Here is a 26,286-nt window from a genome sequence, read left to right as displayed (position 1 = left end):
ACTGGACAATCAATAACGGCGAGAGCGTAGTACCAGCCATCACGCGCGATGCGTTGGGGTCGGCGAGCTATCACCGAGCCGCCGTGGCCCCCAAGCTCGTGTCGTGGCTCGAGATGTGGACAGCAGGCTCCTGGGAGTCTCGCCTGGTGTCGAGCGCCCGAGGGTCAACATCGGCCTCGAGGAGTTCGTCAAGGCCTCACTCAATCAGGGCGACACCATCTCCACCTTCGGCGCCGCCGTCCTCGTCGCCGATGACGTCCTTGAAGACGAACACGAGGTACTGGTCCTGAGTCTTGTCCTTGTCCACGTCATCCGCACCCCCTGGCCGGTAGGTGCTGGCAGAACACTGGCCGGTGCCCACCGACCGGGCCTTGTTCTTCTGCCAGTGATAGCCGCAAACGACCACCTCGACGATGCGGTGCACGGGAAGTTGCGCCTTGGTGCCAACATTGATGAAGGCCGCCTCACTCGGGCACGCGGTAGCGCCGCACACGACGGGTACCTGGATGGTCTGCCCCAACAGACCGTCCCACGCCGTGATCACCGGGTTGCTGGTGAAGTCATTCCCGGTGTTTCCACTCAGACAGTCGTCGCCATCCGTGTCATCTGGTGGGCATGCAGCCAGCAAGGTGTCGCGCAGGTTCAGGTCGCCAGGCGATTCTTGGTCAGGCACGATCGTGACACCACGGGTACAGCCAAACGCCGTGGCGTCATCCAACTTCTTGGGTTCTTGGTTCGGACAGTCCATCTGTCGCCAGTTGCCCGCCGGTCCATCACACTCGTTGCCCTTGGCATGCCCCTCGAAGTTGACCCGGAGGGCTGCGCTCGGCAATGCAGCTGGGAGCTCCGAGGAGCAGACGGCATACGGTCGGAGACCTGTCGAATTGATGGGACCCTTCGGGATCGAGGCGGTCGCGCTCGCATTTGTGTCGACCTGGGTGACCCCGAACACACCGCTCAAGCCGCTCTCAACGGGGTCATCGACCGACCAGGGCACGGAGACGCGGCCGGCCGGCGTACAGGTCGCCGTCCAGCTGGTTGGATCCGGGCCGGTCGCCTCCGCGTGGTTCTCGCGCATGAGTGTGGTCGCCCGGGCATATGCCTGGCCCCGAAGAGAGGGATCGGTGACGAGATCGATGCAACTTCCGGGCTCCCCCTCGTAGACAAGGGCGCCAGCAAGCGCCGCGGCATCGGCTGCAGTCTGGAGTTGGCGTCGGTTGGTGTAGGCCAGCCCGAAGTCCACCACGAAGGCAGATATCCCGAGAAGCACAATCAGACACACCGCGACGATGATGGCGACCGCGCCATCCTCCTGTCTCGTCGCGTCGCGGCAGATCCTCATGCTGAGTCCCTCTTGCTCAACACCGGGTAGACCTTCGGTCTACCCGGTCGTCGATCACCGTGCTAGCCACACTCTAGCCCGCCGGGCACCACGTGCCGCAGGCCCTGGTCCCCAGTCGAGAGGGACTTGAGTCATACGTGATACGTGGCGATGCGTGGGGGCTTCGGCCTCGACGAGCAAGTGTGATCTGGACATCCTTGCATCAAGAAACCGGGCCCAGGCCAACCTGGCCCGGGCCCCTAGGGCAACAACGTCGACGACCCGTCTACTCGACGAGGATCGTCCGTCGAAGCCCACCGTCGCACGACACGTCGCCGATGGTGCACGTGGAGTCCCCGAAAACAGGCGCGGTTTGAGCACTCGTGTACACGACCAAGAAGTAGTTCGTCTGGTTGGTGTCCTTGGGATCCTTCACCGTGTACGGCAACGTCCGGCCGAACGGATCCGTCGCCCCGGACGGCATGTTCGACTCAGCGCACAGGCCGTCCGTGATCTGGCCGCTCTTCTTGTCGCCCTTGCCGAAGAAATACCCACAGATCTGGACGTTCATGATGCGATAGACGGGGTACTCGACCGTGTTTCCTCCGCCATCCATCACAACGCCAGGTGTGCCACAGGGCGGCGTGCCACAGAAGACCGGGATCGGGATCGGCTCCCTGGCTTGCATGACCTCCTCCCACTTCTCAGCCAAGCTCGGGTTGAAGTTCCCGGGGTCGGCCTTCAGGCAATCATCCGGCACGGCGAGATCTGGCGGATCATTGGGCGGGCATCCGGCAGCGATCAGTTCAACTCCGTTGACGGGCGGGCCGGCCGAATACGCGGTCCTGTCGACCTCCTTCACGGCCCCCTTGCAGCCTTCCATGATGGCCTCCTGCAACTGAGGAACGCCGTTGTTGGCTGTCTCGGGACAGTTCGCGTGGTACCAGTTTCCGCCGGGCTTGGGGCAACCAGGGTCGCCCTTGACCACGTCATCTGCCGGGTCCTCCGGCTTCGGATCGTTGCCCTTCGTGTTCGGACCCTCAACTCGGTAGACCTTGCTCGGATAGCTCGAGAACGAGGGATCGAAGTTCTGGGGCAGGTACTTGGAGCAGAACGGGAACGGACGCAACCCTGAGGCGACGCCTGGTGGCACGTCCAGTGCCGCCACGGCGGACCGGTTGACCTCGATCTCATCTCCGCCGAGAACGCTTCCCAGGCTCACATCGGAGACCGATTCGTTGGTCCAGGACACGTTGATGGCACCGCCTTCGCAGGTGAACTCCATGCTGGCAGGTACATAGTCCGCGAAGTAGTGGTTCTCGTCCGTCAGGTTCGTCCCTGCTGTCTCTGCCTCGGTCATCAAGGTGGCCAACGGCCGCGAAGGATCCAGTGCCGCCGGCGGGTCACCCTCCGCAACACCTACGCAACTCACGGATTCGTCCGCCAGCGTGCCTGCCGCCGCCAGGGCGGCCGCGTCCGCCGAGGTCTGGACCTGCCGCTTGTTGCTGTAAGCAAGGCCGAAGTCCACGGCGAAGGCGGCAAGACCGAGCAGGACGATGAGGGAGACCGCAACGACGATCGCAACTGCCCCATCTTCGCGACCAGGATCTGATTCGATCAGCTGTACTCGCATACGAACACTCCCACGCCGTTGACTTCAAAATCTGGTTGCACCGGCCCAAGGGGTATCGACAGGCCGCGTTGGTAGGACGTGAAGACGTAGATGCGGTCTTCACCGATGTTGGCTCCATCACAGGCTGGTTCTTCATAACTGGCCGGTGGCGTGGACGTGTTCGTGCAGACGGGGGTAGATGCCCTTGCCGTATCAGCATCGACGAAGTCTCCGACATGGACGGAGATCGTGATGTCAATGTTGGTCGCGTCGGCGTCACTGCGGCTGGTGTCCAGCATGACGGTGTCCGAGGCCTCCCGAACCCGGCTGACAAGGTCGCCGGACGAACCGTCGTTGCAGGCCAACAGCGAGTCCGTCGCCCCGTACCGAGCGCCTTCTCGCGCACCGTTCCCCATCCCCAGATCCTGGGCGAAGATGATGCCGAACTGGATCACCCCGAAGGCCAGCGGAACAAGGATGAACAACATGAGGGCCATCTCGACGGCGGCGGCACCGTGATCGGGACGGACGTGACGACACATGCGACTCAGTTGAACTCGCATCGGTAGTTCCCCTCGCGCTCGAGCGTGATGCCGCCGAAGTCACCTGCCAACGGTATTGCCAGCGTGGCGACGTACCGGATCGTTACCTTGACCTCGGCCGCGTCGGGTGAACCTTCGCACGGCACCTTCACGGTGGCGTCCGTCGGGCACAAATCGGAGCCGGCCACACCCTCGACTGCAACGTCCACGTCGAAGGACGGACTGGTCCGATCGAGTGCGATTCCGATGGACCCCTGCCGCGCCTCGGCCCAGATTGCAGCACAGTCGCCGGGCGCAGGGACAGCAGCTTCCCGGGCAGCCTGACGAGCCCCGTTGCTCAGTGCCAGGTCTTGGGCGAAGAAGATGCCGAACTGGATGATCCCGAATATCAGCATGAAGAGGACCGGTGCGATGATGGCGAACTCGACAGCTGATGCACCGTCCTGATCCGCCAGCGCCCGCCGAAGCCCATCGTGCTCTGCCTCCACCTGCTCCCCCAGACATGTTCGATCTGTCACGCGCAGCTCCCCGGGCGGCCGCCAACTGCGGTGACGCGTGATCAAGATTACAGGACGGAGCGTGAAGCCCACAACCATTGGAACTCGGAACAAATGCGCCTGAACAGCTTTCGTGACGGAAGTCGGGCCGGATCGGGACCTCGGTCCCGGACGATCGCTCGGACTTCCACGTAACGTCGCAGACGTCATGGTGAGTGCGACCCCACCACCTTGGCCTACGTTGACCGGCAGCGGGATTTCGGGGGAAACTCCCGCCGCCGGTCAACTCTTGTCTGTGGCCGCAACGCACCCCCAGGCTGATCGCGATGACCACCTTGCACACCAGAGTGGTGGAGTGGGCGACACGTGCGCGGCTGACCCGGTTCGGCGTGGCGGTGTCGGCGGCACTGGTGGTCGCCCTCGCATTCTTCGTCCTGTCATCCGACGGCACGAGTGGCTACGGCGGAGTGCGATTCGGTGGCGACTGGGCGACCTTCTGGTCAGCAGGTCGCCTGATCCGCGAAGATCCTCGACTCCTGCTTGACCTCGGGGCGCAGTCGGCCGCGATGGCCTCCTACATGGATGGCGGCTTCTTCCCCTTCGCGAACCCCCCGATCTTCGCCGTGATCTTCGTCCCCCTCAGCCTCCTGCCGTTCACCGCCAGCTATGTCCTGTGGATGGCAGTGCTCGTCCTGGCTGCCGCGTACGGGACGAGAGCGGCCATGGACGTCCTGGCTGTCCCTGAGCGTTGGCAGGTCGTCGGGATTCTCGGTGCACTGACCTTTGCACCCACCTTTGACTCGGTGATCGCAGCTCAGAATGCCACGCTCAGGCTGTGGTTCATGGGGCTAGGATTCCGCCAGCTGCAACGTGGGCAGCCGTGGATCGCAGGGGCGATCCTGGCCGGAACATGGTTCAAGCCGCAGTTCGCCGTGCCCCTGATCGCACTGCTTGCGGCCGTGGGTCGCTGGCGCACGGCCACGGCAGCCGCCTTGGGCGGGGCGTTCCTATGGATCGTGTCAGTGCCACTCTTTGGGGCGGAGTGGTTGCAGACATGGTGGCAAGACGTGGTCACGTTCACCGACGCACAGAACGCGGTCGCACATCTCGAGCGCACAATCTCTCCGGTGCATTGGACACGCATCGGGATCGGCGGAACAGCCGGTCTCGTTGTCGCCCTGGCCGTTGGCGTCGGTATTGGCCTTGGCGCGGTCTGGGTCGGCCGTCGCTTCTCGGACGTCGAGATCCTGCTGCCGTTGTCCTGCGCGGCGCTGCTCCTGACGGCGCCTCATGCCTTCGCCTACGAGGCGGCAACCCTGGTCCCCGTTCTCGGGGGATACCTCGCCCTTCGTCTCCGTCAGGGGCTTCCAGCAGCAATCCTCGGCTGGTCTCTTGCGCCGTTCTGGCTCCTCGTCTACGTGCCGCCGCTCCGTGTGGCAGGGGTACTTCTAGTCGTGTGTCTGTGGCTCTGGGCAGTCCAGCAGCAAACCGACCGCAACCATGAGGACGCCGGAATCATGAGAGAAGCGCACCGACAGCCTGACCGGTGATCGCCAAGGCGAGGGTCAAGAACAACGCTTTCTCCCGGGTTCGGTGCCCACGAACCCACTGATCCCATCCGAACCACAGTGCGGGCGCGGCGGCCGTGAGCGCCTCCAGTGGATAGCGATAGGCGAAGAACGCATCACCGCCGGGATAGTAGTTCGCCTTCCACTGGACGAGCAGGTAGGCAACGCCCCCCAGCGCTGACATCAGTGCCCAGCCTGGAATCTGCCGGCGGCTCCGCCAGACAGCCGGGACAAGAACGAGCAGGAATGGCGCCCAGATGATGAGTCCGTTGACGGGAGACAGCAACCCGAGCGTCACGTTGCGCAGGTACCAGACCGGTCCGCTCCCCAACAGCAAATCGGCGAAGTCGCCGCCGTACCCGCCCGACATGGTCACGGCACTCCAGAGCCAATAGTTGTAGCCAAGGAGGGCAGCGAGCCCCAACGCGCTCAGTGCCCCGATCAGGATCACTGGGCGCCATTCTCTGAGATGCACGGCAAGCCCGATGCCGACGACCGCCGCCACGACAGCAAGATGAGGACGCACGAGCACGGCACTTCCGTAGGCCAGACCGGCAATCCACCATCGGTGGCGGGACGTTGCCCACGTACCAACGGCGATCATCAACATTCCCGGGCCATGAGTCCAGGGAAGATTCGAAGCTACGGACCAGGCCCCTGTGGCGGTGCCGAACAGGACGCCGCATAGCACGGCCTCGAGCCCCGACCGGCTCCAGCGAGCCACCGTTGTCGCCACCGTGGCGCCCGCTGCGGCCGTGACCAGCACCGCCGAGAGGACCGCGGGCCAAAGTGGAGGCCACAGGATCGGTATGACTGTGTCTTCCGTGGGAAGGCCGACGAACACCGTGTCCAACGCACCCGGTGACAGGGCGTACAGGGCACCGGCAACAGCGGCGGCGCCCGGCGGATATTGCGAAACCGGTCCTCTCGGGGAGTCGATGACCCAACCGGCCGTACCGACGTAGTCCGTCATGATCGCATGCTGAGAAAGGACGAGCGTGCCTTCGTTGCCCATGTACCAACCGGTTATGGCGTTGGTGATGGGATCTGTTGTCGCAGAGGTCCAGCTGGCCGTCGCGGCGTAGAGGCAACCCAGCAGCAAGAAGACAACCAAAAACACCCTTCGCGAACGTCGTCGCGATGGCTCTCTTCCTCCCAGCCAGGCCTCGGCCCTCGGCCGGAAGGTGCGAACCGTGGCCAACATCACTCCTTTGTGGGGCCCCGCGACGAAAGAAAATTGTCCGGGCCGAACCTACCCGGGCGACTCGTGACCAGGTCAACGCAGTCCCGACGCCAACACTGTCCCACGGTCGTGGATCCTGTCGTGAGCCATGAAGGTTGTAGGCTCCCGCCATACTCACCCGACGTCTCGTCGACTACCCGGGCTGGACATGCTCACCCCCGCGCGCCTAAGACGCTTTGGTACTGCCGTCGCGGGTGCCCTCGTCATCGCCTTTGTCGTCACATTGGTGTCCGCTGATGGCGTGGCCACCATCGCCGGGGGGCGCCTGGGTGGTGACTGGGCACCATTTCGCGCGGCTGGCGTCCTGGCGCGGACGAATCCAGCAACGCTGCTGGACGCAGCGGCTCAGCAACGTGAGATGTCGGCGTTCCTCGACGGACGTTTCGCCCCCTTTCCCTATCCCCCGATCTTTGCCTTTCTTTTTGTACCAGCAGGGATGGTCTCGTTTGCATCTGGCTACGTGGCATGGGTGATCCTGCTCGTCGCCTGCTTGTTGCTGGCCACCCGGTTGACGATGGACCTGCTGGCCGTCGTTCCCCCATGGCGCACCGTCGGATACCTCGGAAGCGTGACCTACGCCGGCTCGTTCGTGTCCTACGGCGGCGCCCAGAACGCCTCCATCACGCTCCTCCTCATCGCCGCAGGCACGTGGCTGCTCGCTCGCGACCAGCCCGTCCTCGCCGGATTCGTGCTGGGGGGGCTGTGGTTCAAGCCCCAGTTCGCGATTCCCGTACTCGGGCTCGTGTTGGTGGCGGGCCACCTACGTGCCACCGCGACCGCAGCCGCCGTCGGCGTCGGATTGTGGGGACTCAGCGCGGTTGTCTTTGGGCTGGACTGGGTGACGATCTGGGCCAACCAGATCCTGGCGATCACGGACGCCGGGAACCAGGCCTTCAATACCGGCAACACGGTGTCGCTCGTCGAGTACCTACGGGGCACGCTGGACGCACCCTGGAACGAGATTGCCGGAATGGCACTCGCGGTCGCACTGGGGGTCGGGTTCATCGTGCTTGCACGCCGATATCCACAACCGACGTCCCTGCTCCCTCTCCTCTGCCTGGCAATATTGACGACCGCCCCCCACGCGCTCCGCTATGAGCTCGTCCTGCTCGTCCCGGTCATCGGCTCCCTGGCAATCAGCCGGGGGCTCCCGTGGGCTCTGGGATCATGGGCGCTTGCGCCCCTGATGGTGCTCGAGATCCATCCCCTGGTCCGCGTCGCGTATGTCGCGGTGCTGGCCTCCGCCTGGGTGGCGGATCTGCCGGACCGCGACAAGTCCTCCGTGCAGAACCAATCGGCGCTCCGCATGGCACCGAATCATCCGCAGTACCATCCGTCCGACGAGCAGCGACGGGGCGCGGAGGGGGAACCGACGGCATGACAGACGCGACGGCAATCGTGGTTCGCAACCTTCACCGCGACTTCGGCTCCCTCCGCGCGCTCAACGACGTTTCCTTCGCCGTGCCAAGGGGAAGCGTGGTCGCCCTTCTTGGCCACAACGGTGCGGGCAAGACCACGCTACTTCGCGTCCTGAATGGGCTGCTCCGCCCGACGGCCGGGCAGGTGCTCACCCTGGGCATGGACCCCGTGGTCGACGGCCAAGCCGTGCGTTCACGCACCGGAGTCTTGACCGAGTACCCGGCGCTGGACGACTTCCTGACGATCCGCGAGAACATGGCTGCCTACGGGGCCATGTACGGGCTCACGCCGGACGTGGCGGACATGAGATCCGGCGCGCTACTCGTTTCGCTCGGCCTCGGCGACCGGGGTGACACGCCGACACGTGACCTCTCGGCCGGACTCAAGCAGCGGGCCGCCTTGGCGCGCGCCATGCTGCATGAGCCCGAGCTTCTCCTGCTCGACGAACCGACCTCCAACCTGGACCCGCTGGCAGCGCGCCGGGTCCGTGAACTGGTCGCCGCTCGCAGTCGAGACCACGGCACGACGGTGGTGGTCTCGACGCACAACTTGGCCGAGGCGAATGCCATCGCTGACCGAGTCGTCGTCCTCGAACACGGCCATGTTCTCGCGAACGCAACCGTCCGCGAACTGACCCGGACCGGAGCCCGACCCTTCGTCGCCATCACCACGGACAGTGACACCCACCTCCGGGCGCTGGAGGTCGTGGAGAACCTGGTCGGTCCAGTCGAGCCCCACCGCACCCCATGGACGTTCAGCGTGCCGACCCACGACCACACCACAGCCACGCTCGTGTCCGAGCTCGTTCGCGCCGGTGTCGCCGTCGAGTCGGTCGTTCCCCAAACACCCAGTCTCGAGGACGTGTACGTGTCATTGCACCACCCGGCATCTCCCGCACCGAGCCAGGCCCTCACATGACCACGGTCACGGGCCACCGCCAACAGGGCGATCAGCGGCTGCGCTGGAGTCGAATCAGGGCGGTCAGCAGGCGCGACATCGCGTCGGTGCTCCGCAACAAGGGTGTCCGGATCCCGCTGCTCGTCGCACCGACGGTGATCCTGATTGTCCTGCCCGTCCTGCTCGTGGCAGGCGGCGACGTCCTGACCTCGTCCACGACCGGGCAGATAAGCCAAGCCCCGGGCGCCGGCGGGCTGGCCGAGTCGTTCACCCCGGACACGGCCGAGGCCGTCACAGGGTTCAGTGGGGCTGCTGCCTGGCCAACCTTCATCCTGCAGGTGTTCATCGCCCCGCTCTACCTGCTGGTTCCCTTGATGGTGTCCACCGTCATCGCGGCCGACTCGTTCGCGGGCGAACGCGACCGCGGAACGCTTGAACCCCTGCTACACACGCCGACCACGGACAGGGAACTCTTCATCGGGAAGTTCCTGTCCGCATGGCTGCCTGCCATGGTGGTCTCTCTTGGGGGGTTCGTCGTCTACATCTTTGTCGCCAACGGGCTCGGCTGGCGCGCTGTCGGTGGCTGGTTCTTCCCGACACCCTCGTGGTGGCTCCTCGCCATCGTGGTCACGCCGGCCCTGGCAGCCCTCGCGCTCGGGGTCATGGTGCTGGTGTCCAGCCGCGTGCAGTCCGTCCAGGCTGCGCACCAGTTCGGCTCGCTCGTTGTGCTGCCAATCATCCTGCTGCTCATCGGTCAGGTCGCCGGCGCACTGCTCTTCTCGGTCCGCTTCGTCGCGGTGCTCGGCTTGGTCATCTGGGTCGCGGCTGCCATCACCATGCGGCTGGCAGCCCGTGACTTCAACCGAGACCGGCTCGCGGAGCGCCTCTGATGGAGTTCGACGCCGACAGGGCGCCTCAGCGCTGGATGACGTTCTCGTAGATCGAGATTGCGGCCGGGCCGAGCAGGATGACGAACAACGCCGGGAAGATGCCGAACAGCAGCGGAAAGATGATCTTCACCGGCAACTTCTGTGCTTCCTCCTCAGCACGCTGACGACGCTTGATGCGAAGTTCGTCGGCCTGCACGTGCAACACCTGCGCTACCGAAATCCCGAAGATGTCCGCCTGGATCATGGCCAGGACGAACGAGTTCAACTCCTCGACGTCTGTTCGTTCTGCCAAGGATCTGAGCGCATCTGCCCGCGCCCGGCCCAGGCGCATCTCTTGGACGACGCGGTACATCTCACCGCCCAACGGACCCCGTACCTCGCGCGCGACTCTGTCCAGAGCGGCGTCGAAACCCAGTCCGGCCTCAACGGTTATGGAGAGGAGGTCCAAGGCGTCCGGGAGCGCCCGCTGAATGGCGTGTTGGCGCCGGCCGGAGCGGCTGCGCAGGATCCACTCGGGGGCGTACCAGCCGACGGCGGCCATCAACCCGACCCCGACCAGGACAACGAGACCGCCGAAACCAAGCCACGGAAGCCCCAGGGCCGTCACGATCGGAAGTCCGACCGCCAAGACGAACTTGACAGCAAGGACACGCTCTCCGTCCCATGTGGTGCTGCCCCCGGCGTACGTCAGTTCCAGGTCCAGCCGCTCCACGACCGAAGCAGGGGCAAACCTGCCGACCCCTCGCCCCACCCGTTGGAGTGCCGGGACGAAGATTCGCTGGGTCGCCGGGACCGCCAACTCGCGTTGGCGTACCTGGGCGATCTCGGCATCGTCCCACGTGGCTGCACGCAACGAGCGATTCACCGCGCGGCGAGACATCACGGTGTCGATGGCGACACCGAAGATGATCGCCACGCCGATGGCGGCGGCAGCGAGGGCGAGGAGCAGCATCGGATCCATCTAAACGTCGATCTCGATCAGATTCTTCATCCAGAACACGCCGATCACCATGAGGATGATGGCTCCGACCAACATCGCTTGGCCAAAGCCAGTCGTGACCAGCGGGCTTAGGTACTCCCGGTTCACCAAGAACATGTACGCGCCCAGCGCGAACGGAAGAGCAGTGAGGATAACGGCCGAGAGGCGGCCCTCGGCAGACAGAGCACTGATCTGGCGACGGGTGGCAGCACGCTCGCGCAGCGTCGCGGCGACCGTCTCGAGAAGCTGCGCCAGATTGCCACCAACGCGACGCTGGATGCTGATGGACACCGCAACCCATCGGAAGTCGTCGGTCCCGATCCGATCCGCCATGTCCTCCAGCGACTGTTCCAGTGGGAGACCGAGACGGGCTTCCGAAAGGACCCGCTGGAACTCGGACTTGGTCGGCTCGCGCGACTCCTTCACGACCGTGTCAATTGCCTGCAGCACGCCGTAACCCGCCTTCAAGGATCCTGCCAGCAGTTGCAGCGTGTCCGGCAACTGCTCCATGAATTTGCTTTGGCGCGCACGCACCCGGAAGCCCAGAACGATGTTCGGGATGACCCACGCAATAGCCGCGAAGAGAAGGGCGAACAGGATCGAGTCGAGCAGTGCCCAAACCAACCCGAAGGCCACGAGGGCGGCGACTACTCGGAGGGTGGTGAACTCCGAGCTGCGCAAAGGCCAGGATGCTCGGTCGATGCGCTGTTGCATCGCCTCGTCATACCCCTCGGGCTTCGGGACGCGCTCGATCAACTCGATTGCACGCCTCGACATGGCCGCCGTCGTCGGCGAGATGTCTTCGCGGCGTCCAGAGGCCGCAGTGCTTCCCACGGCCGCCTCGAGGTTGCGTACGACTTGACGATCGCTCACCGGGACAAGAAGTGACCACAGAATCAAGGCCACGGCGAGGGCCGCGATCGCCACTGCCCAGATGCCGACCGTCGTGCTCGAGAAGATGCCCGGCGAGGCCACGGCGACGACGTTCGGCGCGACCGACACCGGGGGGGCGACCGTGCTCAGCACCTGCACGGAGTCCGCAGCGGTGCTCTCCCCGGCCGTCACGACGACCTGGACCTCGAAGTTCCCCGTTCGCCCGGTCGAGGGGTAGGTCAAGATGTACTGGTTGTTGACGTCCTGAGCGACATCGGCGAATGCCGCGCCGAGATCGTCGACCCCCGCTGCCTGCACCACCCTGCCGCCCGTGTCCTCCGCGAGGGCCTCCAGTGGATCGACGTCGAGGCCGTCGGTCTGGAGGGCCACCGACGACACGGACGCGCCCGCCAGACTGGCTGCATCGGCGGCGCCGTCAAGTGTCGCCTCTGACCCATTGTCGGTCCCGTCCGTGAAAACCAGGATGTCACGTCGGCCGTCGAAATTGGTGAGAGTTCGGGCTGCCACGACCACCCCGTCGTAGAGCCGTGTCGCGTCCTGCACCGTCAACTCGTCCAGTCCGCTCGCGATCTCGGCAGGGTCTAGAGTGGGCTCACGGACCAGGGCGGCCTCCTCCCCGAACATCACGAGCCCGACGGACACGCCCTCCGCCGTGACCGTTTCGGTGAAACCATTTGCGGCGACGACTGCAGTCTCCAGCGGTGCACCAGCCGTGGACTCGGACACGTCCATTGCCAGCATCACGTAACGCGCTTCGTCCGGAGCCACGACGCCGGCAAGCCCCGCGGTCACCCCTCCGACTGCTTCGCCCTCCTCGTTGACCGAGAAGGCGTCCTCACCGAGCTCGCCCGGGGCAACACCGTCGACGTCCACCACCAGCCGGGTCTGACCGTCCTCGCGGACCTCGGGCTCGCGGATCGTGACTCCCAAGGCGTCCTGTGCCTGGGCCGTCGGCACGAGAAGCAGACCCACGAGCATCAGGACGAAGGCTGCCGCGAAGTACAGGGGGCCTCGCTGGGTACGGAGGGTTGCGACGGTCACCGCACCGCCATCTCGTCGTCGGGTGCGAACCAGGACACCGAAACCTGAACGCCGAGGTCCCGTAGGTGATCGGTGATGGACGGTCGGATACCTGTCGGCTCGAGTTTGCCCCGCGCCTTGCCGGTCGCCTCGTCCGTGCCGGCCTTCCAATCGAACTCGAAGATGTCCTGCATCGTGATCACGTCACCCTCCATGCCGGTGATCTCCGACACCCGCGTGATCTTGCGGGAGCCATCACGGAACCGGGACTGGTGGGCGATGAACTGCACGCCCGCCGCGATCTGTTCACGGATCGCGCGCACGGGCAAATCGACCCCGGCCATCAGCACCATCGTCTCGAGGCGTGACAACGCATCCCTCGGGGAGTTGGCGTGAATGGTGGAGATCGATCCATCATGGCCGGTGTTCATGGCCTGCAGCATGTCCAGCGCCTCACCGCCGCGAACCTCACCGACCACGATGCGATCCGGACGCATGCGCAACGAGTTGCGAACAAGGTCGCGAATCGTGACCTCCCCGCGCCCCTCGATATTGGGAGGTCGATACTCCATCCGCACCACGTGGGGCTGGCCAAGTTGGAGCTCGGCCGCATCTTCGATCGTCACGATCCGTTCCTCGAGCGGGATGTACGACGACAGGACGTTCAGGGTCGTGGTCTTGCCGGCACCGGTCCCGCCAGACACCAACAGATTGGTCTTGCCGGACACACAGGCCGCCAAGAAGTTCGCCGCCTTGGGTGACCACGTCCCGAAGTTCACGAGATCCTGGCCACCGTAGGCCTCGGGGGAGAACTTGCGAATGGTGAGCATCGGGCCATCGAGGGACACCGGCGGGATGACCGCGTTCACACGGGATCCGTCGGGGAGGCGGGCGTCGACGTAGGGGCTTGACTCGTCGATCCGTCGGCCCACCTCGCCGACGATCTTCTCGATGGTGCGGCGGAGGTGCCCGTCGTCGAGGAACTTCGTGTCGGTGAGGACGAGCTTGCCCTCGCGCTCGATGTAGACCGCGTCTGGTCCGTTGCACATGACCTCGGTGACGGTCCGGTCGTTGAGCAGCGGCTCGATCGGCCCGTAGCCGAGGATGTCGTCGATCGTGGTCTCGATCAGCTTCTGCCGATCGGTCTGCGACAGCGGCGTCGAGTCCGCCGCGATGACCTCGCCGAGCTTGCTGCGGACCTGTCGCTCGAGTTCGAGGGTCGACGTCGACGGGTCGTACAGGGCCGGACCCATCGCCTTGACCAACGCCAGGTGCGTCCGACGCCGGAGGTCGCTCAGGTAGTCGTCGTCACTGTTCGTGGTCGGCGACGGGATCGGCGCCTGCGGTGCCACCAGCCCGTTGCCAGAGGGCTGCCCATTGGATGACCCGTTGCTGGCGGGCGGCGGGGGCAACATCGTCGACGGTGCGCCGGCTCCTTCTCCCTCCGCGTCGCCGTCATCCCCCGGGCGTCCGGTCAGTCGGTCGTACAGACCCATGTCAGTGCCCTTCTCGTCATTCCTCACGGAGCCCGAGGGATTCCTCGAGCTCCCCCGCCAGTGCGATCAGCGCCTGCCCACTCTTGGACCGGCGACGGTTCACCAGCGGGTCCCCCTGGTTGACGGACCTCGACCCGGCCTTGTCGACCGGAATGTTGACATCCACGCTCGAATTGAGCGCCTTCTCCAAGTCGGGTACCCCCAGCCCCGTCGAGGCATCGGACTGGTTCAATACCAGCCGGATCGATGACCGAGGCGTCCCAACCACCTCGAGGTCAGCGAGCACGCGGCGCGTCCCCCTGATCGCAGTGACCTCACGGGTGGTGACGACCAGTATCTCACGGGCCTCGGCCATGGCCGCCCGCCCCGTGGCGTCGTGGGCGTCACCGATGTCGACCACGATCACGTCCACCCGATCGGCCAGCATCCCGAGGAGATGCATGAACGGGGTGGTGGCCACGTGCACCTCCCCCCCCTCGAGCGGGGCAGCCAACAATTGGAGGTGGTCGCCGACCTTTGTCAGGTACCCCTCGAGGGCGTCCACGTCGAGATGCTCGGCGCGCTCCACAGCGTCCAGCAAGTTCAACGATGGCCGCTTCTGCAACATTATCGCGAGGTCACCCGACCGCACGTCGAGGTCGACCAGCCCCACCTCGACGCCCGAGTTCGCCAGCGCCGTCGCGAGGTTCGTGGCGACGAGGGAGGCACCAACCCCTCCCTTGCCAGCCACCACGGCGACGATCGGTGTCAGCTCGTCAGAAGCGACCGCCTGAACTGGGGGCGCGGCTTCCCGAGCCCGAAGGTCACGGAGCGCGCGAGCAACCGCGGCACGTACTTCCCCGTCGTCCGCACCGACCTCGACCACGTCAGACACGCCGGCCCGCAGGGCGTCCCTGAGGCGGTCGGGGTCCAGGGCCTTGGAGAACTGGATGATCTCGACCGGAAGGTGCTCATCGTGCACCGATTCCGACAGCATGATGGTGTCATCATGCACGATTCCCGGGCCAACCAGGACGATGGCTGGGAGGGAACCCTCGTCGATCGACTGGGCGAGTTGCGGCAATGAGTCGTGCCCTACCCACGGCTGGTCCTCACCCAGGGCACGCGCCATCGCGTCGCGTGCCTCGTCGGTCGGATCGACCAGGAAGGTGTGGATCACGGTCACTCCTGGAACAGGTCGTCGAATGTGCGCCCCGGAGTGTCCGGCAGCTCACCGGTCTCGGGCAACAGGGCGAAGTGGAGGAGCCCCTCGTTCGACGAGAACACCAGCTTCTCGGCGTCTTCGGGAGTCACTGCGACCGTTGCAAGGACCAGAGCTTCATCGGTTTGGATCTCGTCCTCTTGGGTGCCTTCCTCATTCGTGGCGATCGTGCGCTGTCCCACGGTCAGCACCACCCCGTCCCGAGCGACAAACTCGGCCCGCGTCGTGTCCAGCTCAGCGTCTTCGACGGTCTCCTCGACGGGATTGCCGTCGGGGCCGATCGTGGTCGAGGTTGTCGACGGGGGCGCCTGAATGTGGGCGATGACCGCGACCCGATCGCCTTGCGTGAGATAGCCGCTCAAGCCCTCCGGGATCCCCACCTGCAGCGAAATGGCGACCAGACCTTCAGGCACTTCGAAGTCTGCATCGATGATGGTTGGGTCCCCCCACTGCCCTTGCTGGATGAAGGAACCAGGCTCGATGTCAGCAGTGGCGGCCAAGCCCGAGATCTGTTCCAGCGACGTGATCGCGTTCTCGGGACGGACGTCGGTCGGGACCTGATCCAGTTCGATCAGATTCTGGCTGACGGCGGACTGAGCGGTCGTGCCCTCTGGGATCCCCCCGGATGCGACGAACACGTCGACCAGTTCGGCACCCTCCTGAGCCCGTTGGTCGGCCGTGTTGACATATCGCCAAATCAGGAAGGCTGCGATCAAGGCCAGGACGAGCCCCGCGATGATCGCGATCGCACGCCCGGTTGCTGCACGTGATGCCACGTTGTGCTCCTACCCCTCGTTCGATGATCCTACTGGATCGGGGTCGGCGCGCCGCAACGGCGCGAGCAGGCAGGCAGAACACCGTCTCAGGTGCGACCCCCGGTCCCCCGACTGTTCACAGCCACCTAGTGGCCGCCGTGAATGCCCTTTCTATGCGTCTCCTGGACATTGCCTGACAGAGGGCACGGCTTCCTCCCCGACACCATCGGGGAGGAAGCCGTGAACCGTCAGTTGCAGGGGTCGGCCCCCGTGCCCGCTGGGATGGCGTCGGAGACGCAATCGAACGTCGAACTGGCGTTCTTGCCCAGCACGACGACCGCGACGATGATCACCGCGGCGATCAGGGCGACCATGATCGCGTACTCCACCGCGGTTGCCCCTTCCTCAGTGGATGGCCGGGCTCGCAGAGTATTGGTCAAGTGCAACATGGTTTCTCCCTCTGAACTGAACTACTGCCCGCGGCGGCAGAGTGACGCCGCCGCGGACGGGCTCAGCACTTGTCGGTCTGGGAGGTCACCGACTGGGCGGTGCAGTCGAACGTCGAGCTGGCGTTCTTGCCCAGCACGACGACAGCCACGATGATGACGGCGGCGATCAGGGCGACCATGATGGCGTACTCCACCGCGGTCGCGCCCTCGTCCTGGTTGCGGACCTTGGCGAGTGCTTCACGAATCATGAGCATGGTTGAAACTCCTGAGTTGCATGTCGGTTCCGACCGCGCTCCGCGACCGGGCTGGTAGAACGTTGCGTTCCCCCAAACGCTTGGGTGTCGCCTGCTCCCCCTCCGGGTGTGCCGGTACGTCCCGCGCGTTCGGGTTGAACTGTAAACCACTGCCGCACGATGACTCGGCAGACTTGTGGCGCAAGCATCTGGGACTGAAGTCCCGTTCCGGCCCCGTGACACCACGAATACGTGATGTGGTCCCACCACGAACCACGCAGAGTCGGTCCCGGCGTGGCATCATTGGGTCGACCGCGACACCGCGATGGGGGCCCCATGTCCGGACACCTGGCGATGCCGACGCCGAAGACCGTCACAACACTGCTCGATGACCTCGATGCAGACCTGCGTGCCGGTCGGGCGTCGGGGTTCGAGCCGATCCCCACGGGCTTCAAGGCCTTCGACGAGGCCTTGGGGGGCGGGCTCCGCCGTGGTGACCTGACGATCTTCTCCGGCCCACCTGGCGTCGGAAAGACGATCCTGGGCCTGCAGACTGCACGGCACGTCGCAGCGGCGAACCACCCGGCGGTGGTGGTGTGCTACGAGCACGACCAGACCGCGATGCTGCTGCGCATGCTCGCCCAGGAGACCGGGGTCGAGGATCCACGCGGCCGGATCATCTCCCAGTTGCAGGAGCGGTTGCGTCGGGGAGCGCTCGAGCAGCAAGGGCTGGCGGACGTCGTCCGCAGTGAGCCGGCGTTGCGCCACGCGCTCAATGACCTGACGGCCGTGGGTGACAATCTCGTGCTGCTCGGTGGCTCCGTCCGGGAGACGGACCTGGACGCACTGGACGACCTCGTGGTCGAGACCATCGAGTCCAAGGAGGGCGTCCCCCTCCTGATCGTGGACTACCTCCAGAAGGTTCCGACGGACGACCATGACGCCACTGCACGATCCCGGCGGGTCGTCGAGGGGCTCAAGGACCTGGCCATGGCGCGCGACATCCCGGTCGTTGCCCTGGCGTCACTGAGCGTCGCGGGATTGACTGCACGGAAGCTGCGCCTCGCCCATTTGGACGAGACGTCGGCCATCGCCTTCGAAGCCGACGTCGTCGTCCTGCTCAACGACAAGCGAGATGCCGTGGCCAAGGCCCACCTGGCCTACGGGGGGCAGGCCGCCAAGGAGTACGAGAACTGGGTGATCTGGTCACTGGAGAAGAACCGCTCCGGCCCGAACCTGGTCAACCTGGAGTTCGAGAAGGACTTCATGCACTTCCGCTACCACCCGGAAGGTCGCCACGTCTCCGAGAGGCTGGCCGACGACCGCATCGGCGGCGATGGAGGGTGATCCCTCGATCAGTCGTGTTGCGTGTGGGGGGAGACGAGGCCCGAGCGGTAGGCGACGGCGACGGCTTGGGCGCCCGTTTCGGCGCCGAGCTTCTGGTAGATGCTCGTCAGGTGGTTCTTGACCGTCTTCTCGGACACGAAGAGGCGGTCGGCGATGCTGGCGATCCGCTCCCCCGCAGCCAGCTCGACCAGCACGTCACGTTCGCGGTCGGTCAGGTCGTCGGGGCGGTTGGACGACAGGGCCATCAGCCGGGTCGCGATCGATGGTGACACCCATGACCCGCCGGACAGGACCGACGTCACCGCGGTGCGGACCTCGTCGGTCGAGGCCGACTTGGTGAGGTAGGCGTCGACCCCGACCTCGGTCGCACGCCGCAGGACCTCGTCCTCGGTGTGCATCGTCACGATGACGATCTTCATGTCCGGCCACTGTGCACGCGCCTTGGCGGCAACCTCGAGGCCGTCCGGCGGCGGCATGTTGACGTCGAGCACCGCCAGGTCTGGTTCGAGCCGATCGATCAGGGCGAGCGCCTCACGGCCGTCTGCGGCCTCACCCACCACCTCGCCCACGTCGGCCAGCATGTTCGCCAGGGACTGGCGCAGCAGGGTGTGGTCGTCACAGACCACGATCCGTGGTCGCGCTCCCCCGCCGTCGTCGCCGGACGTCGTCGCGCGTGCATCGTCGGCCACCAAGAACCACCTCGTGACAGGTTCGGCGAGGCGCTGGCAGGCCCCACCCTGGACCCATGACTCTAGTGGGCCGTCATGGGACTCGACACCGACCGACCACCTGGGTGCGGGAGGGTCGGCAACCCGCCCGGATCGGTCAGGTTCCGCGCCGCCACCAGCGGCTCGGAGGGTCGACCGGCGGTTCGACGAGGTCCGCCCCATCTGGCTCGGGCTGCTGCGCGGGGGGTGTCACTGCGTGGTGCAGCGTGATGATGGTGCCGTTGGCCCCCGTGTCGATGTCCAGCCCCGCGCCGATCGAGCGCGCACGCTGGTACATCGACGTCAGGCCCACGCCACCGTCCTCGTCCCCGACCCGTGCCTGCGAGAACCCGAAGCCGTCGTCCAGCACCTGCAACAGGACACCGGCGTCCCTGGTCTCCAAACGCACGACCACCCGTCGTGCGCCCGAGTGCTGCACGGCATTGTTGAGCGCCTCCTCGGCCACGCGCAGGAACTGCTCCTCGACGTCACCCGGCAGTGGTCGGACCTCCTCGACCTGCGTCTCGATGACCGGTCCGCCCGCCGGTGAGAGCGTCAGGGCCATGGCCTCGAGGGCGGATGGCAGGCCACGATCCAGCCGGACCGTCCGCAGGTCGTTGACCACGGTGCGCATCTCGTCGACGGTCCCGAGCACGTGGTCACGGAGACGCCCGAGCGTGTCGACCTGGGACTCGTCCCACGAGTCGCGCGACACGCGGTCGAGTTCGAAGGCGACGTGGGCAAGGGTCTGCATCACGCCGTCGTGGAGCGACCGCCCGATCCGGGCGCGCTCCTGGTCACGGGTGAACGCCCGCAACCGGTTGAACAGGCGGACGCTGTCCAGCGCCAGGGCCGTCTCCTCGGCATGCCGCTCGACCGAACTGGCGTCCGCCGCCCCGACGACGACGAGCGCCCCCATCAGTTCGCCGTCCAGTTCGCAGGCATCCACCAGGACAGGCCCATCGGGCAAGGACGCCCCGAGCTGCGTGATGACGTCGCGCAACCGGCTGCCGTGGGTGCCACGGATGGTCGTGCGGTCCAGCAGTTCCTCACCGCGCGACACGTCCCGTGCCTGCGCCTTTTCTCGGGCGGAGGGCGGCGCCGTCCCGGACACCACGTCGCCGGTGGAGGTGCGGGGGACGGACGTGGACGGCGGCGGAAGAAGCGGCGGCGCCACGACCTCGTCGTCGGTCGGGGCGGGCGTGGTGTCGGCCATCTCGAAGGGAGCGTCCGATCCACGGGCGTGATGGGCCTCGGCGGGGGTCCGCCCGTCGATGCCAGACTCCGCGGAGAGGTCGGTCGGGGCTGGGACGGCCCCACCCGAGTCCTCGAGCCAGTCGGCGTCGGTCTTCCGCACCCGTCGCGACACCTCGCCGCCCCGGCGCGCACCGATCGTGGTGGGCGACGCACCATCTCCGTCGTCGGACGCGGTCTCGTGCTCGCCCTCCCCTGTCCCATCGACGTCGCCAGGGTCGGACGCCTGCGCCTGGCGCAGGGCGAGCCGGCGGGCGAGCGAACCGATGGCGCCGTTGCCGCTCCCGTTGCCCTCGGCACCCGCCCAGGCCGGCGGCGGTGCCTGCAACTCCTCCGGGTCAGCGTCGTCGACCTGCGCGTCGCGCTCGTCCTCGGTCGCCACGTCGCTCGGCTCGGGGTCGTCCTCCGCGCGCTCGTCGGTGGGCTCCTCAGTGGGCTCGGCAGGAGTTGCGTCGTCGACGACGACGTCGTCCTTCGGGGACACGATGTCGGCGCCCGGGTCGATGTCGGGGAAGGCTGCCAGCACCTCGTCGTCCGTGGGCTCGGCGTCCGACGGTGGGGCGTCGGGCGTCTCCTCCGCGTGGTCGGCCTCCTCGTCGCGCTGCCACGACGGTTTCCATTCCGGGACGCCGTCGGGGCCGGAGAACCCCTCGTCCGGTCCACGGTCCTCACCCACCGTCATGGGGCCGCGCACGGACGGGACGAAGGCGTCCGACGCGTCGGTGACACCCGGCTGCCACGTCAGGCGGACTGGTGGAGGTCGAGTGAGGTTGTGGCTCGCCGCGACCTGCAACGGACCCGGGCCGTCGGCGACCAGGACCATCGCCGCCTGGGGCTTGACCTCGGCGATCACGCGGGCCAGGGCGTCGTCGGCCACCGTGCCCAAGTCGAAGGACACCGCGACCACGGCCTGTCGGCGACTCAGTTCGTACAGCGACGATCGGAACCTTCGGAGTTCACTGCTGCGGGTCTGGGTGTGGTCGAACCAGATTCGCCGTGCCATGGCGCCGGCGGCAGCAGACGTCAGGGCGAGCAACAGGACCAGGGACGCCCCACCGGCCATCTCGCCCGGGGTCCGGTCGAACAACTGCCCCCACAGGACGAACTTGGCGGCGACCAGGACGAGCGTCCCCGCGACGGTCTTCCACCACCCCCACAGGAATCCCGCCTCCGCCGCAACCATCGCCGCCAACACTGCCAACGCGACGGGTGGTGTGGTCGCCAGGTCGAAGGACCCGGGCGCCTCGACGTTGCCCCAACCCACCAGTGCCGTGGTCACGACCACCACGTCGACCAGCACCAACCGGGTGCTCAGTCGCCACCACAACGCCCGTCCCACCAACCACGCCGTCAGGACGACCAGTGGGAGCACGCCGACCACGCTGACCTGCGACACCCCGTAGGCCAGCACGCCGAGCCCGACCAGGGTGCGCAGGACCGCGAGCCACCGGTCCGGAACGGCCGAGTCGTCCTGTTCGATCGTGATCGAGCGGAACGCCCGTCGCCATCCCGGCACACCCAGGCTCCGGTCGATCGCCTCGCGCAGCTGCGGGGACCCGACCGGGCGGTGGAGTTGCCGCGGCTCACCACGGGCGGGCTCGACGGCGTCCTCGCCGGGGACACCGTCGTCGACCAGGACCACCGGAGGGGAGGGATGCGCCGCGAGCAGCTTGCTGGCCGCCGCGTGGTCACGCGAGACCAGGACCACGTCAACCTCGACCGCGTCCCGGTCCTCGTCGTCGAGCGGGTCCATCAGGACCACGTCGGACCGCCGGTCGAGCTGTTCGACCTGGGTCACCAGGAACGGCTCCAGGCCGAGGACACCGATGCGCGCCATCAGGTCACCTCCCCCGGGGGGCGAGGTCGGGCGCCGACACGTCGGCCGGTTGCGACGGCGGGACCACCTCGTCCGCCACCCCGCGACACGACGCGCACACCCCACGCACGACCAGGTCGACCTCGTCAGCCTGGAAGCCGTGGCCGTCCAGCAGGTGACGACGCAAGTGGTCGACGGCGTCGCCGACGTGGTGGTCGACCTCGCCGCACCGCACGCACACCAGGTGGAAGTGGTCGTCGGGGTGGGCCAGCTCCCACGACGCCGAGCCGTCCGACCCGAGCCGTGCGGACCGGGCCACGCCCAACTCCTCGAGCAGCCCCAGGACGCGGTAGACCGTGGCGAGGTTGACGTCGCCACCACTGGCGGCCACGACCTCCTCGGCGGTGACGTGCCCGTCGCTGTCGACCAGTGCGGCGTGGACGGCGCGGCGGGGCTCGGTCACGCGGTGGCCCGCCGCACGCAGGACGGCCTCGAAGCCGTCCCGGGCGGTCGCGTCACCACGCACGGTCGTTCGCGCCCCGTCTGCCACGTCTTCCACACGCCTCTCGTGTTTCGTGCACGTGTTCCGTGGCCGGGTGGAGGTCCACGTCGTCCACGGCCGACGTGCCCATGATGCCATGCCTCGACGACTGACCGCGACAGGGTCACGACCGTTCGGCATGTCCATGACGGATAGCCTGCCGAACCGCCGGTGCCCCCTCCCCCTCCAGGACCTGACGATGGCCCCCACTTCGCTCGTCACCACGCTGGCCGGCGTTCCCGACGTCCGGGCCACTGCGGCGATCCTGCCCCCCGCGGACGAGCAGGTCAAGGTGACGGACGGGGATCGGGACGATGGTCCCGGTCGGTCCGGGATCGACGGTCCAGGGTCTCCCGACACGATGGTCGTCGGACTGTTCCGTGGCGGCATCCTGCCCCCGCGGACCGAGGAGGTGCTGGCGGCCGTCGGCATCGCCGTCGAGACCGACCTGCGCACCGCCGACTTCCGGGCCCACGTCGGCGAGGCGCTGGTGCTGGCCACGCCGACCGGTCCGTGGCAGCGGGTCGTGGTCACCGGCCTGGGGCAGGTGTCCGAGCTGACCCCCGAGGTCCTGCGTCGTGCCGCGGGGGCCGCCGCCCGTGCTGTCGCAACGACCGCCGCGCACGTCGCCACGACGCTGGCCCAGGTGGACCCGTCCGACCTCCATGCACGGGCCGTCGTCGAGGGAGTCGCCCTTGGCGTGCACCGCGACGAGCGGTTCCGCAGCGACCCCTCCCCCGCCACCGTGGAACTGCTGACGCTGGTGGTGTCGGAGGGCAGGGTCGGCGCCGTCGACGCCCTCGCGCCCCGCGCCCGTCGCCATGCCCGCGCCCAGCTGATCGCCCGCGAGCTGGTCACGACCCCGGCCGGCCACCTCGGACCGGTCGAGCTGGCCGACTGGGTGGTCGCCGAGCTCGGGGACGTGCTGGACGTCGAGGTGTTCGACGAGGACTGGCTGGCGGAGCACTCGTGCGGTGGGCTGCTGGGGGTCGCGGCCGGGTCGGTGCGGCCACCGCGGCTGGTCAAGGTGACCTACCGGTCCGAGCAGGCGATCGCGTCGCTGGCGCTGGTCGGCAAGGGCATCACGTTCGACTCGGGCGGGCTGAGCCTGAAGCCGCCCAAGGGCCAGGAGGTCATGAAGAAGGACATGGGTGGCGTGGCGACCATCCTGGGCGCGATGTCCGCGCTGGCCGACAGCAGCCTGCCGATCACGGTGACAGCGTGGCTGGCCCTGGCCGAGAACATGCCGTCGGGGACCGCGACCCGTCCCGGGGACGTGCTGACGATGGCCGACGGCCAGACGGTGACAGTCGCCAACACCGACGCTGAGGGACGGCTGGTGATGGCCGACGCCCTGGCACTGGCATCGGCGGACGGTGTCGACGCGATCATCGACGCCGCCACCCTGACCGGCGCGGTGCAGCACGCCGTGGGCAGGCGAGCGTTCGGGGTGTTCGGCAACGATGACGAGCTGCTGGACCGGGTGCTGACGGCGGCCGCGGCTGCGGGGGAGCTGGCGTGGCACCTGCCGTTGTGGAGTGAGGTCGACCCCGAGCTGGACGACGAGGTCGGCGACATCATCAACGTGGTGTGGCCGTCGGACAAGGAGCGTGGTGGCGCGACGATCGCCGGCCTGTTCCTGCAGCGGTTCGTCCACGACGTGCCGTGGGTCCACCTCGACATCTCCGGGGCGGCGTGGGCCGAGGTCGCCCGTGGCCACCTCCCCGCCAACGCCACCGGCACGGGCGTGCGCACCCTGCTGCACCTGCTCGAGGCCAGCGAGGTCGACTGACCCGCCCTCCCCTGGCCGTCGTCGAGGGACGAGCCGACCTGCGAGGATCGGCTGCTCAGGAAGGATTCGTCCACAGCGCTGGTGCCGCGACGCTTGACATGCCATGAACTGCATGGGTATCATCGAACGTACGTTCTCCCAGCACGAATGAGATGACGTGAACGCGAACACCCCGGTGGTACGGCACCTCGACAGGTCGTCCACTGACGCTGCGTGGAGAGCTCGAGAAGCCCGATCGCAGCGGAGCTTCCCTCGCATCCCGACGATGACCTCCTGGGCAGCGAGGTCTGGCCGACAAGTGGATCTCGCAGCGGACGAGCGGGCCGACTATCGCTCTCAGCGCCCAGCCTCGGCGCGTCACGAGCCCGGGCCCGTGAGGACCGAGACCGTCGACGACGACGTCAACGGCACCCTGCTGCGGGCCGTGGAGATGGTCGCCCGAGCCGTCGATGACGACGAAGCCCTGGCCGCCGACCAGGCTGCATTGCGAGGGCGCATCGAGTTGCTCGAGCGACTCGGGGGCCTGGCGACCACCGGCCTGGCACGGGCCCTGTCCCGCCTCCGGTCGACCGGCGTGCTGGACGCCGACGGCGCGTCCTCGACCACCGCCTGGCTGACCGCGAACTCCACCCGCTCCGGCCGCGATGCCGCCCGGATGGCTCGCCTCGCCTCGAACCTCGACGACCTTCCCGCCACGCGCCGTGGACTGGCGGACGGCGACGTGTCGGTGGAATCGGCGGACGCGATCGTGCAGGCGGCCCGCGACGGTCGCCTGGGCAGCCCCGACGAGGTGGATGCACAGTTCGCGCAGGTGGCCCGGTCCAGCTCGCCCGAACGACTCCGGGCGGACATCCGCGGTCGCCAGCAGGCCGTCGACGCCGCCGCGATGCTGCAGGACGAGAACCGCCAGCATGCCCGCCGGAGCTTCCGGTTGTCCCGCACCCAGTCCGGGACCTGGCGCCCGTCCGGTGAGCTGCCCGACGAGCTCGGCCAGCGCTTCCGCACCCTGCTCGACGCCTTCGAACGCCCCGATGGGTCCGACACGCCGCCCGACCGGCGACGGCGACCGGACGTCCGGCTGGCCGACGCGCTGTCCGACCTGGTCGGCGTCGCTCTCGACCACGGCCTGGCACCGGGCACGGGTGGCATCACCCGGCCGCACCTCTCCGTCATCGTCGACGCGGCCACCCTCTCCACGGACCTGGCACGCCTCGACGCCGACCAGCCCAACAGCCCCGATGCCGCACCCATGCCCGACGACCGGCGCTGGGCAGACCTCCCCGCCGGCGACCTCCCCTGGGGTGGGCTCCTGTCCCCGCAGGCCGTCCGACGTCTGTGCTGCGACGCCGCGGTGTCCCGCGTCGTCATGGACGGTGCGTCCCAGGTCCTCGACGTCGGTCGCGCCACGCGCGACTGGTCTGGACCACAACGACGCGCCGTCAACGCCCGTGATCGCGGCTGCCGTGGCCCCAGTTGTGATCGTCCCATGGCCTGGACGTCCATCCACCACCTCCAGTGGTGGAGCAAGGACGGACCCACGTCGGTCGACAACGGCCTCGCCCTGTGCCACCACTGCCACCGGCTCGTCCACGACCATGGGTGGACCGTCGGACTCGACCTCGACACGGCGGTGGCCACCTGGACCGCGCCCGACGGAAGACGCGTCACGACCGCCCCGGGCGGGCGGCCCCACGCCATCGGGATCGGCAGGTCGGCCGGTGGCATGCCGGCCATGACGTGACGCCCCGCCTCCCCACCGATCGGTGGGGCAGACAGCCATGGGCTTTGGAGCGAGACGACGACGGCGAGCTGG

22 protein-coding genes are annotated in these 26,286 nt (G+C 67.3%); 7 read left to right on the top strand and 15 right to left on the bottom strand.

Annotated elements, in window-relative coordinates:
• Positions 1-196: 196 nt before the first annotated feature.
• The 4 genes from KR546_RS10525 to KR546_RS10510 form a co-directional block, all read right to left on the bottom strand.
• Complete coding sequence (locus tag KR546_RS10525) at positions 197-1,342, bottom strand: pilus assembly protein TadG-related protein (protein WP_238444665.1); 1,146 nt, start codon at positions 1,340-1,342, stop codon at positions 197-199.
• 265 nt (positions 1,343-1,607) lie between these two features.
• On the bottom strand, positions 1,608-2,954 hold the full coding sequence (locus KR546_RS10520; protein ID WP_238444664.1) for a pilus assembly protein TadG-related protein: 1,347 nt from the start codon (positions 2,952-2,954) through the stop codon (positions 1,608-1,610).
• Positions 2,939-3,475 (bottom strand): TadE/TadG family type IV pilus assembly protein, encoded by a 537-nt coding sequence (locus KR546_RS10515; protein WP_274387936.1) that lies wholly within the window; start codon positions 3,473-3,475, stop codon positions 2,939-2,941. The genes KR546_RS10520 and KR546_RS10515 overlap by 16 nt, the downstream gene beginning before the upstream one ends.
• A 5-nt stretch (positions 3,476-3,480) precedes the next feature.
• Complete coding sequence (locus tag KR546_RS10510; RefSeq protein WP_238444662.1) at positions 3,481-3,993, bottom strand: TadE/TadG family type IV pilus assembly protein; 513 nt, start codon at positions 3,991-3,993, stop codon at positions 3,481-3,483.
• A 305-nt stretch (positions 3,994-4,298) separates the two neighbouring features.
• On the opposite strand from KR546_RS10510, the gene KR546_RS10505 reads away from it, so the two are divergent.
• Positions 4,299-5,522 (top strand): glycosyltransferase family 87 protein, encoded by a 1,224-nt coding sequence (locus tag KR546_RS10505; RefSeq protein WP_238444661.1) that lies wholly within the window; start codon positions 4,299-4,301, stop codon positions 5,520-5,522.
• Here the strand turns inward: KR546_RS10505 and KR546_RS10500 are convergent.
• Positions 5,488-6,660 (bottom strand): hypothetical protein, encoded by a 1,173-nt coding sequence (locus tag KR546_RS10500; protein ID WP_238444660.1) that lies wholly within the window; start codon positions 6,658-6,660, stop codon positions 5,488-5,490. The genes KR546_RS10505 and KR546_RS10500 overlap by 35 nt on opposite strands.
• A gap of 271 nt (positions 6,661-6,931) precedes the next feature.
• Between KR546_RS10500 and KR546_RS10495 the strand changes: the two genes are divergently transcribed.
• Genes KR546_RS10495 through KR546_RS10485 form a run of 3 tightly spaced genes read left to right on the top strand, consistent with a single transcriptional unit; the run spans position 6,932 to position 9,989 of the window.
• Complete coding sequence (locus KR546_RS10495; RefSeq protein WP_238444659.1) at positions 6,932-8,164, top strand: glycosyltransferase family 87 protein; 1,233 nt, start codon at positions 6,932-6,934, stop codon at positions 8,162-8,164.
• Positions 8,161-9,120 (top strand): ABC transporter ATP-binding protein, encoded by a 960-nt coding sequence (locus KR546_RS10490; protein ID WP_238444658.1) that lies wholly within the window; start codon positions 8,161-8,163, stop codon positions 9,118-9,120. The genes KR546_RS10495 and KR546_RS10490 overlap by 4 nt, the downstream gene beginning before the upstream one ends.
• On the top strand, positions 9,117-9,989 hold the full coding sequence (locus KR546_RS10485; RefSeq protein ID WP_238444657.1) for an ABC transporter permease: 873 nt from the start codon (positions 9,117-9,119) through the stop codon (positions 9,987-9,989). The genes KR546_RS10490 and KR546_RS10485 overlap by 4 nt, the downstream gene beginning before the upstream one ends.
• A gap of 25 nt (positions 9,990-10,014) precedes the next feature.
• Here KR546_RS10485 and KR546_RS10480 read toward each other — a convergent pair whose 3' ends face one another.
• The 7 genes from KR546_RS10480 to KR546_RS10450 all read right to left on the bottom strand — a co-directional run bounded on the left by KR546_RS10480 (position 10,015) and on the right by KR546_RS10450 (position 17,037).
• Positions 10,015-10,950, bottom strand: a complete 936-nt coding sequence (locus KR546_RS10480) for a type II secretion system F family protein (protein WP_238444656.1) — start codon at positions 10,948-10,950, stop codon at positions 10,015-10,017.
• Entirely contained in the window at positions 10,951-12,903 is a 1,953-nt protein-coding gene (locus KR546_RS10475; protein ID WP_238444655.1) for a type II secretion system F family protein, read from the bottom strand.
• Positions 12,900-14,378: a TadA family conjugal transfer-associated ATPase gene (locus tag KR546_RS10470; protein ID WP_238444654.1), complete on the bottom strand. Its 1,479-nt coding sequence runs from the start codon at positions 14,376-14,378 to the stop codon at positions 12,900-12,902. Before KR546_RS10470 ends, KR546_RS10475 begins: the two co-directional genes overlap by 4 nt.
• Positions 14,379-14,394: 16 nt before the next feature.
• Positions 14,395-15,537 (bottom strand): CpaE/TadZ family protein, encoded by a 1,143-nt coding sequence (locus KR546_RS10465; RefSeq protein WP_238444653.1) that lies wholly within the window; start codon positions 15,535-15,537, stop codon positions 14,395-14,397.
• 2 nt (positions 15,538-15,539) lie between these two features.
• A complete protein-coding gene (cpaB, locus tag KR546_RS10460; RefSeq protein WP_238444652.1) occupies positions 15,540-16,355 on the bottom strand; it encodes a Flp pilus assembly protein CpaB in 816 nt (271 codons plus the stop codon).
• A gap of 227 nt (positions 16,356-16,582) precedes the next feature.
• The gene (locus tag KR546_RS10455) at positions 16,583-16,783 is read right to left on the bottom strand and encodes a Flp family type IVb pilin (RefSeq protein WP_238444651.1); all 201 of its coding nucleotides are present in this window, start codon (positions 16,781-16,783) and stop codon (positions 16,583-16,585) included.
• Between the two features lie 62 nt (positions 16,784-16,845).
• Positions 16,846-17,037, bottom strand: a complete 192-nt coding sequence (locus tag KR546_RS10450) for a Flp family type IVb pilin (protein ID WP_274387922.1) — start codon at positions 17,035-17,037, stop codon at positions 16,846-16,848.
• Positions 17,038-17,352: 315 nt separating this feature from the next.
• On the opposite strand from KR546_RS10450, the gene KR546_RS10445 reads away from it, so the two are divergent.
• Complete coding sequence (locus KR546_RS10445; RefSeq protein ID WP_238444650.1) at positions 17,353-18,363, top strand: DnaB-like helicase C-terminal domain-containing protein; 1,011 nt, start codon at positions 17,353-17,355, stop codon at positions 18,361-18,363.
• Positions 18,364-18,371: 8 nt separating this feature from the next.
• On the opposite strand, the gene KR546_RS10440 is transcribed toward KR546_RS10445, so the two are convergent.
• The 3 genes from KR546_RS10440 to KR546_RS10430 form a co-directional block, all read right to left on the bottom strand.
• Positions 18,372-19,052 carry a response regulator transcription factor gene (locus KR546_RS10440; RefSeq protein ID WP_238444649.1) on the bottom strand — a complete coding sequence of 227 codons (681 nt, stop codon included), beginning with the start codon at positions 19,050-19,052 and terminating at the stop codon, positions 18,372-18,374.
• Between the two features lie 136 nt (positions 19,053-19,188).
• The gene (locus KR546_RS10435) at positions 19,189-22,161 is read right to left on the bottom strand and encodes a histidine kinase (protein ID WP_238444648.1); all 2,973 of its coding nucleotides are present in this window, start codon (positions 22,159-22,161) and stop codon (positions 19,189-19,191) included.
• Between the two features lie 4 nt (positions 22,162-22,165).
• A complete protein-coding gene (locus KR546_RS10430; protein ID WP_238444647.1) occupies positions 22,166-22,699 on the bottom strand; it encodes a Fur family transcriptional regulator in 534 nt (177 codons plus the stop codon).
• A gap of 181 nt (positions 22,700-22,880) precedes the next feature.
• Here KR546_RS10430 and KR546_RS10425 point away from each other — a divergent pair, with 181 nt between their 5' ends.
• Positions 22,881-24,473, top strand: coding sequence for a leucyl aminopeptidase (locus tag KR546_RS10425; protein WP_238444646.1), 1,593 nt, complete (start codon positions 22,881-22,883; stop codon positions 24,471-24,473).
• A gap of 373 nt (positions 24,474-24,846) precedes the next feature.
• Positions 24,847-26,214: an HNH endonuclease signature motif containing protein gene (locus KR546_RS10420; RefSeq protein ID WP_238444645.1), complete on the top strand. Its 1,368-nt coding sequence runs from the start codon at positions 24,847-24,849 to the stop codon at positions 26,212-26,214.
• Positions 26,215-26,286: the final 72 nt, after the last annotated feature.

Source organism: Salsipaludibacter albus, assembly GCF_019798055.1.
Classification (GTDB): Bacteria; Actinomycetota; Nitriliruptoria; order Nitriliruptorales; family Nitriliruptoraceae; genus Salsipaludibacter; species Salsipaludibacter albus.
This window is presented reverse-complemented; position numbering and strand designations above follow the sequence as displayed.